The organism is Nocardia sp. NPDC003345, from assembly GCF_053589395.1.
The window spans coordinates 1-7,849 of the sequence record NZ_JBSFRU010000310.1 but is presented as its reverse complement, the minus strand read 5'-3'; the positions used below and the strand labels follow the sequence as shown (position 1 = coordinate 7,849).

The window sequence follows — 7,849 nt, the reverse complement described above, 5'->3', positions numbered from 1 at the left end:
TTCGGGGGGTTGAGTGAGCGGTACCTGGCCGAGGACAATCCGGCGCGGGTGGCGCAGGAGAAGTTCGACGCGTTGTTCCCCGGTTTCCGCACCGAGCCGCTGCGGCTGGTGGTGACGGGCGCGGATGCGGCGCAGTTGAGTGATATCCGGGTGCAGGCGAACGCGACGCCGGGGTTGACCGGCCCGTTCGAGCCGGCCGCGCCGACGCGGGACGGGATCAACGTGCTGGAGGCCGGTCTGGTCGACGAACGGGATGCCGATACCGCGATCGCGGTGTTGCGTTCGATCGAGGAACCCGGCGGCGTCCGGGTGATGGTGGCCGGGGTGCCGGCGTTGGAGCGCGACAGCATCAACGGGTTGCTGGACGGTCTGCCGCTGCTGGCGCTGATGCTGATCGGGGCGGCGCTGGCATTGATGTACGCGACGTTCCGGTCGCTGGTGCTGGCGGTGAAGGCGGTGGCGATGTCGGCGCTGGGCCTGGGCGCCACGCTCGGCATCCTGACCTGGCTGTTCGTGGAGGGGCACGGGGCCGAGCTGTTCGATTTCACGCCCGGTCCGCTGATGTTCGCGGTACTGGTACTGATCGTGACCGTGGTGTTCGGGTTGTCCACCGATTACGAGGTGTTTCTGCTGTCGCGGGTGGTGGAGGCGCGGGAGGCCGGGGCCGATCCACCGGAGGCCATCCGGTACGGGATCGCCCATACCGGCGGTGTGATCACCTCGGCGGCGGCGATCCTGATCGTGGTGACCGGTGCGTTCGGTTTCTCGGAGCTGGTGATGATGAAGTACATCGCCTACGGGATGATCGCGGCGCTGGTCCTGGACGCGACGGTGATCCGGATGTTGCTGACCCCGGCGGTACTGAAACTGGTCTGGCGGCCGAAACGCTGAATCGCCGGGTGGTCACCGCGCGCCGGTGCGGACCGGAAGTACCAGTTGGGCGCCGGTGCCGGGATGGTCGAGTACTTCGATCGGGTACCGGTAGGTACGGCTGAGCAGTTCGCCGGTGAGTACCTCGCGAGGTGCCCCCGCGGCTACGAGACGGCCGTCGTCGAGTACGGCGACCCGGTCGGCGTAGGCGGCGGCCGATGCCAGATCGTGCAGCACCACCACCACGGCGGCCCCGGCGGCGGCGCGCTCGGCGGCGAGGGTGAGGACCGCTTCCTGATGTCCGAGGTCGAGGGCGGCGGTCGGTTCGTCCAGCAGCAGGGTGGCCGTGTCCTGGGCGAGGACGCGGGCGAGCGCGACGCGGGCCCGTTCGCCGCCGGACAGGCCGGTGAACGCCCGGCCTGCCAGGTGGGTGCTGTCGGTGGCCGCCAGCGCGGTCTCGACCGCCGCGGCGTCGTCGTCCGCGCGGCGGGTGCGTTGCCAGGGTGCGCGGCCCATCGCGACCACTTCGGCGGCGGTGAACGGGAAACCGACGGTGTGCGCTTGCGGGAGGACGGCGCGGCGGCGGGCCATATCGACCGGGGTCCAGGCGTGCAGCGGGCGGCCGTCGAGTTCGACGGTGCCGCGTCCGGAGGCGAGTTCACCGGCCAGGACCGCGAGGAGGGTGGATTTACCGGCGCCGTTGGGGCCGACGAGTGCCACGACTTCCCCGGCGGTGACCTCGAAGTCGATATCGTCGAGGACCCGGCGGGTGGGGCCGCCGCCGTGCCGGTCGAGGGTGACCCCGCGGGCGCGCAGCGTGACGGTGCCGGGTGCGGGTTCGGTGGGCAGGTCGTGGGCGCGGTGCAGTAGTGTGCCGAGGCCGCGGCGCAGCGGCGCGCGGGTGAGTGCGGTCATGCCCAGCCTCCCGCCCGGGCGCGGGTGCGCCGTAGCAGCCAGAAGAAGAACGGCCCGCCGATGAGTGAGGTGAGCATGCCCAGCGGCAGGTCGGCGTTGTCGACCAGGGAGCGGGCCGCGACATCGGCGGCGAGCAGCACCACGGCGCCGGTGACTGCGCTGACCGGTATGAGCGCGCGGTGGCCGGGGCCGACGAGCATACGGACGACGTGCGGGACGACCAGCCCGACGAACAGGATGATGCCGGTGAAGGCGACCCCGGCGGTGGTGAGAACCGCGACGATGACGATGACGGCGCGGCGTAGCCGTTCCACGTCGACGCCGAGGTGGCGGGCGGCGGATTCGCCGAGGGCCAGCAGGTCCAGCCGGGGGGCCACGAGTACGGCGGCGCCGATTCCGGCGACGGTGAGGGCCGCGACCACGGCGACGGCGTCCCAGGTGGCGCCGTTGAGGCTGCCGAGCTGCCAGAACACGATCTGGTCGCGGGCCGCGGGCGAGGCGACGAACAGCAGGAACGCGATGAGGCCACCCGCGAACGCGTTGACGGCGACACCGGTGAGTACGAGGGTGACCACTTCGGTGCGGCCGTTGGCGCGCGACAGTACGTAGACCAGGACGGTGGTGAAGAGTCCGGCGGCGAAGGCCGCGGCCGCGACCGACCAGGCGGCGACGAACGCGCCGCCGAATACGATCACCGCGCCGGCGCCGACGGCGGCCCCGGCCGATACCCCGATCACTCCCGGTTCGGCGAGCGGGTTGGCGAAAACACCCTGTAGTAGTGCGCCGGCGGTGGCGAGGGCGGCGCCGACGAGGATGGCGAGCAGTACGCGCGGGAACCGCACCTCCCACAGGGTGACCTCGCCCGCCGGATGGGCGGGCAGCGGTCCCCAGTCCAGTCCGAGGCGGTGGGCGATACTGCCGGCGACCTCGGCCGGTGCGGTGGGGACCTGGCCGATGGCGGCCGAGGCCAGGGCCAGCACGACCAGAGCGAGTACGGCGACGGTGAGGGTGGTGAGGTAGCGGCGCCGCCGGTGGACGGCAGCCGGTGCCGCGGGTGGACGGGGCGGGTCCGCGCTCACTTCGGGGTGGTCGGGTATGAGCGCGGGCCCGGCGTGGTCGCGCCGGGCCACCTTCTCCGGGTCCGGATCGCTCATGCGCCGGTGTGTCCGTACACGGCGCCGGACAGCGCGGTGATCACCCGGCCGGTGTTGGGCCCGAAGGACAGCAAGACCGCGTCGGACATATCGACGACGCGTTTGTTGTGGCCGGCGGGGGTCTGGGCGATACCGGGGATCTGTGTGATGCCGTCGACGCCGCCGATCGAGTTCATGCCGTCGGTCATCACCAGCAGTACATCGGGTGCGGCCGCGATCATGGCCTCACTGGTGATGGCGGTGAAGGGTTCGGTGAGCCCGGCCTCCTGCCCGGCATCGTGGGCGCCGAGGGCGGCGATGAGCGCGTCGGCGCCGGAGCCCGGTCCGGCGAGCATGGTGATCGCGCTGGAGCGCAGATACAGGAAGGCGATGCGCAGGGGCGGGTCCTGGGCGGGGACGGCGGCCGACGCGGCGGCGATCTCGTCGCTGGTGCGCCGGGCCAGCTGCTGTCCGCGCTGGGGGACGCCGAGCGCGGCGGCGACGGCCTCGATCTGCGGTACCACGCCCTCCATGGTGCGTTCGGGATCGAAGTAGACGACGGTGATGCCGGTGGCGCGTAGCTGTTCGCGGACCGCGGGGGACGCGCTGGTGGTGTCGGTGAGGAAGACACTGGGCCGCAGCGCCAGAATCGATTCCACGTTCAGTGCCCCGTTGCCGCCGGTGACGTTGGGCAGGTCGGCGACGGCGGGGAAGGCGGCGGCGGTGCTGCGCCCGACCAGGTTTTCGCCGAGGCCGAGCCCCCACACGATCTGGGCGAGGGTGCCGTATCGGTCGGCGGCCACGATCCGGCTCGCGTCGGTGACGGTGACATCGGTGCCGTCGAAGGATCGGACGGTCGCCGGCAGGGCCGGGGTGGGCGGCGGTGTCAGCGCCACCGGGTCGAGATCGTCGAGGACGGCGGTGGCCGGTCCCTGCTGCCCCGCCGCGCCCGCGGGTTCGGATCCGCCGCAGGCCGCGGTGAGAACGAGCAGGCCGGCGACCAGGCCGGCCAGGAGGGCGCGCACCGGTCGCGGGTGCAGCCCGGCCACGAGCCGGGGCTTTCCGTGGTTGTGCCGCGCTACCGGCGCGGGGCCCGTCTCGATCATGTAGGCAAGGCTAATCCGTGCCGTCGTGCCGGTCCCGCGCCCGCCCCCGGCTAGGCGGTCGAACTCACATCGTCGAGCGCGGCGGCGATCGCGCGGGGCAGTTCGAGGGTTTCGGCGGCCAGCACTCCGGTGAGCTGTCCCATATCGCGGGCGCCGACGAACATGCTGGCGACGCCCGGCCGGTCCCGGACCCAGGCCAGCGCGACCGCCAACGGTGAAGTCGCGAGACCGTCGGCGGCGGTGACCAGGGCGTCGACGACGGCGGTGGCGCGGTCGTCGTCGAGCCGGCCGCGGATCTCGGCGGCGGTCGCCTCGTCGGCGGCGCGCGAATCGGCGGGCACACCGTCACGGTATTTGCCGGTGAGGATGCCCGCCGCCAGGGGTGCGGTGGCGACGATCCCGGCGCCGTGGTGGGTGGCCGCCGGTACCGTGTCGTCCTCCGCGCCGCGGGTGAGCAGTGAGTACGGGGTCTGGACGGAAGTGATCGGGGTGATCGCGGCGAGGCTGGCCAGCTGCCAGGCGGAGAGCCCGCGGACCCCGGCGTAGCGGACGCGGCCGGACCGGACGGCGTGGTCGAGGGTGCCGGCGACCTCGTCGAGCGGGGTGACCGGATCCCAGGCGGTGACCTGCCACAGGTCGAGATGGTCGGTGCCCAGTTCCAGCAGGGTGCGGTCGAGCTGACGCAGCAGGGTGCGGCGGGAGCAGTCGACGCCGACGCGGGTGGGGTCGGGTGGGGGTGGGTCGCTGCCGGCGGGTACGGCGGGGATATGCGGGACCAGCCCGGCGCCGGCGCACAGGACGAGCTCGTCGCGTGACACCAGATCCCCCAGCAGATCCGCCAGGATGCGCTGGGCCGCTCCACCGGTGTAGGCGGGAGAGGTGTCGACGAGGGTGCCACCGGCCTCGGCGAACGCGATCAGTTGCGCGGCGGCGGTATCGGCGTCGGTATGACCGCCCCAGGTGTGGGTGGCCAGGCCGATCCGGGACACCCGCAGCCCGCTGCGGCCGACGGTGCGCTGTTCCATCACCGGGTCTCCGTGTTGCTCACGGCGCCCAGCCTAGAGCGTGACCGCTCGGTGACCGTTCGCGGCGAACTCGTCGGTGTGGCGTGTCCGCCGCGCGGACCGTAGTCCGGCGCGCGCGGCGGGTGGCGGGCACTGTAGGGTCGCTGCGGTCGATCGCCGTGCCCGTGCGTGGGCAGGATGCCGTAAGACCGAAGGCGGAGCGGGTTTTCGGCGTGGTTCAGGAGGTTGTGTGGTTGGCGAGTCGATGACCTGGGTGCAGGCGTTGGTGCTCGGGTTGGTGCAGGGTCTGACGGAGTTCCTGCCGGTGTCGTCGTCGGGGCATCTGCGGATCGTGTCCTCGGTGTTCTTCGGTGAGGACGCGGGCGCGTCGTTCACCGCGGTCACTCAGCTCGGTACCGAGGCCGCGGTGCTGTTGTTCTTCGCCAAGGACATCTGGCGCATCGTATGTGTGTGGTGCGCCACCGTATTCGAGAAGCTCACGGCCCGGTCCCGGGAGACCGTTCCGGTCAGTGAAATGGTCACCACGAAACTTCCGGTCGTCACCGGGGCGGGCCCGGTGGGATATGACCCCGGCGCCGACGCGCAGCGCGAACTCGATTACCGCATGGGCTGGTATGTGATCATCGCCACCATCCCGATCGGGGTGCTGGGCATCGTGTTCAAGGACCAGATCCGTACCGGGGCCCGCAATCTGTGGCTGGTGGCGATCATGCTGATCGTGTTCGCGCTGGTGATCGCGGCGGCCGAACATTTCGGCCGCAAGGAGCGGCCGCTTGAACAGCTCACCACCCGCGACGGTCTGGTGATGGGTTTCGCGCAGTGCCTGGCACTGATCCCGGGTGTCTCCCGGTCGGGCGCCACCTCCAGTGCCGGTTTGTTCCTCGGGCTGGAACGTGAGGCGGCGGTGCGGTTCTCGTTCCTGCTGGCGATTCCGGCGGTCACCGCGTCCGGGCTGTTCAGTCTCCCGGACGCTTTCGAACCCGCCGGTGAGGGCCTGAACGCGTCGGGTCCGCAGTTGCTGGTGGCGACGCTGATCTCGTTCGTCGTCGGCTACGCGTCGGTCGCCTGGCTGCTGCGGTTCGTGGCGAAGCATTCGTTCTACTGGTTCGTGGGCTACCGGATCGTGCTGGGATTCGTGATCATCGGACTGCTCGCGGGCGGGGTCGTGGCCGCGACATGACCGGTACCGGCGGCCGGCGTGGGTTCGCCGGGAGACCGCGCGTGGCCGCGCCCATTAGGCTGGCCGTATGACGGTGATCCTGCTGCGGCACGGTGTGTCGACGTCCAATACCGGTGGCACTCTTGCGGGCCGCTCCCCGGGGGTGGAGCTCACCGACCGTGGTGGTGAGCAGGCGAAGGTCGTCGCGGAACGGCTGGCCGGGTTGCCGATCAGCCGGATCGTCACCTCGCCGATGCTGCGCTGCCAGCGCACGGTGTCGCCGCTGGCCGCCGGGCTCGGCCTGGAACCGGTGGTCGACGACCGTCTCGCCGAGGTCGACTACGGCGAGTGGACCGGCCGCAAGATCAAGGATCTGCTGGCCGAACCGCTGTGGCAGGTGGTGCAGCGGCACGCGTCGGCGGCGGTGTTCCCCGGCGGTGAGGGTCTGGCGCAGGTGCAGGCGCGGGCGGTGTCGGCGATCCGGGAACACGATCGCGCGCTGGCGGAGTTGCACGACGGTGACCGGCTGTGGGTGGCGTGCACGCACGGTGACGTCATCAAATCGCTGCTGGCCGACGCGCTGGGGATCCATTTGGACGGTTTCCAGCGGATCATGGTCGAGCCGGCCTCGCTGAGCGTGATCCGCTACACCCGCACCGCGCCGTTCGTCGCGCGGATGAACGACACCGGCGCGGACCTGTCCGGGCTGGCACCCGCACCGGCGGCCGAATCGGGCACATCGGGCCCGGTGCCCGGTGGGGAGATCGGGGCGGGAAGGAAAGACGGATAATGGGTATGCCCGATACCGGCGGATGCGCCACCTCTCGGCGGCTTCGGGCGAATCGGCGTCCGCGCCGGGATACGGCGCAGCGGAGCACCGCAGCCGAACAGGGTCACGTATCAGGAGGTGCATGTGTCACGCGCAATCCATGTTTTCCGCACCCCCGAACGTTTCGTCGCCGGAACCGTCGGTGAGCCGGGCGATCGCGCGTTCTATCTGCAGGCGGTGGAAGAACCCCGGGTGGTGAGCGTGCTGCTGGAGAAGCAGCAGGTGAAGGTTCTCGCCGACCGGATGGGACTGCTGCTGGACGAGGTGCAGCGCCGGTTCGGTGCCGAGGTGCCGCCGCAGGCCGAGGCGATCAACGACAACGACCCGCTGGTGACCCCCATCGATGCCGAGTTCCGGGTGGGCACCATGGGGCTGGGCTGGGACGCCGACGCGGGCGCGGTGGTGGTGGAGTTGCTGGCGATCACCGAGACCGAGGTCGACGAATCGGTGGTGCTCGACGATACCGAGGAGGGCCCCGACGCGGTGCGGGTCTTCTTGACCCCCGATCAGGCGCGGGAGTTCGCGTTGCGGTCCACGCGGGTGATCGCGGCCGGGCGGCCGCCGTGCCCGTTGTGCGGGGAACCGTTGTCGGCGCGCGGCCATATGTGTGTGCGGACCAACGGCTACAAGCGCGGCGAACTGTTCGGCGCGAGTGATCTGGAGGAATGAGCGTGCCCGATACCGGGGACGTGTTGTCCACCGGTGACCTGACGGTGCTGGGCCGGGTGGGAGTCGCCAGCAACGTCACCCTGGTCTGCGATCTGGCGGCCGCCGACGGCGCGTTCCGGGTGGTGTACAAGCCGGTGCGCGGC

At 71.3% G+C, this 7,849-nt stretch carries 8 protein-coding genes; 4 read left to right on the top strand and 4 right to left on the bottom strand.

What is annotated here, in order from left to right:
• Positions 1-891: MMPL family transporter (locus ACWDU1_RS26060; RefSeq protein ID WP_450002386.1), on the top strand; the 891-nt coding region annotated here is incomplete at its 5' end.
• A gap of 12 nt (positions 892-903) precedes the next feature.
• Here the strand turns inward: ACWDU1_RS26060 and ACWDU1_RS26055 are convergent.
• Genes ACWDU1_RS26055 through ACWDU1_RS26040 form a run of 4 tightly spaced genes read right to left on the bottom strand, consistent with a single transcriptional unit; the run spans position 904 to position 5,049 of the window.
• Positions 904-1,785: a heme ABC transporter ATP-binding protein gene (locus ACWDU1_RS26055; protein ID WP_450002384.1), complete on the bottom strand. Its 882-nt coding sequence runs from the start codon at positions 1,783-1,785 to the stop codon at positions 904-906.
• A complete protein-coding gene (locus tag ACWDU1_RS26050) occupies positions 1,782-2,939 on the bottom strand; it encodes a FecCD family ABC transporter permease (protein WP_450002382.1) in 1,158 nt (385 codons plus the stop codon). The genes ACWDU1_RS26055 and ACWDU1_RS26050 overlap by 4 nt, the downstream gene beginning before the upstream one ends.
• Complete coding sequence (locus tag ACWDU1_RS26045) at positions 2,936-4,024, bottom strand: heme/hemin ABC transporter substrate-binding protein (RefSeq protein ID WP_450002380.1); 1,089 nt, start codon at positions 4,022-4,024, stop codon at positions 2,936-2,938. Before ACWDU1_RS26045 ends, ACWDU1_RS26050 begins: the two co-directional genes overlap by 4 nt.
• 50 nt (positions 4,025-4,074) lie before the next feature.
• Positions 4,075-5,049, bottom strand: coding sequence for an aldo/keto reductase (locus ACWDU1_RS26040; RefSeq protein ID WP_450002378.1), 975 nt, complete (start codon positions 5,047-5,049; stop codon positions 4,075-4,077).
• Positions 5,050-5,293: 244 nt separating this feature from the next.
• Between ACWDU1_RS26040 and ACWDU1_RS26035 the strand changes: the two genes are divergently transcribed.
• The 3 genes from ACWDU1_RS26035 (at position 5,294) to ACWDU1_RS26025 (ending at position 7,706) form a co-directional block, all read left to right on the top strand.
• Complete coding sequence (locus ACWDU1_RS26035) at positions 5,294-6,229, top strand: undecaprenyl-diphosphate phosphatase (protein WP_450002388.1); 936 nt, start codon at positions 5,294-5,296, stop codon at positions 6,227-6,229.
• Between the two features lie 67 nt (positions 6,230-6,296).
• A complete protein-coding gene (locus tag ACWDU1_RS26030) occupies positions 6,297-6,998 on the top strand; it encodes a histidine phosphatase family protein (protein WP_450002376.1) in 702 nt (233 codons plus the stop codon).
• A 123-nt stretch (positions 6,999-7,121) separates the two neighbouring features.
• The gene (locus ACWDU1_RS26025; protein WP_450002374.1) at positions 7,122-7,706 is read left to right on the top strand and encodes a DUF3090 domain-containing protein; all 585 of its coding nucleotides are present in this window, start codon (positions 7,122-7,124) and stop codon (positions 7,704-7,706) included.
• Positions 7,707-7,849: the final 143 nt, after the last annotated feature.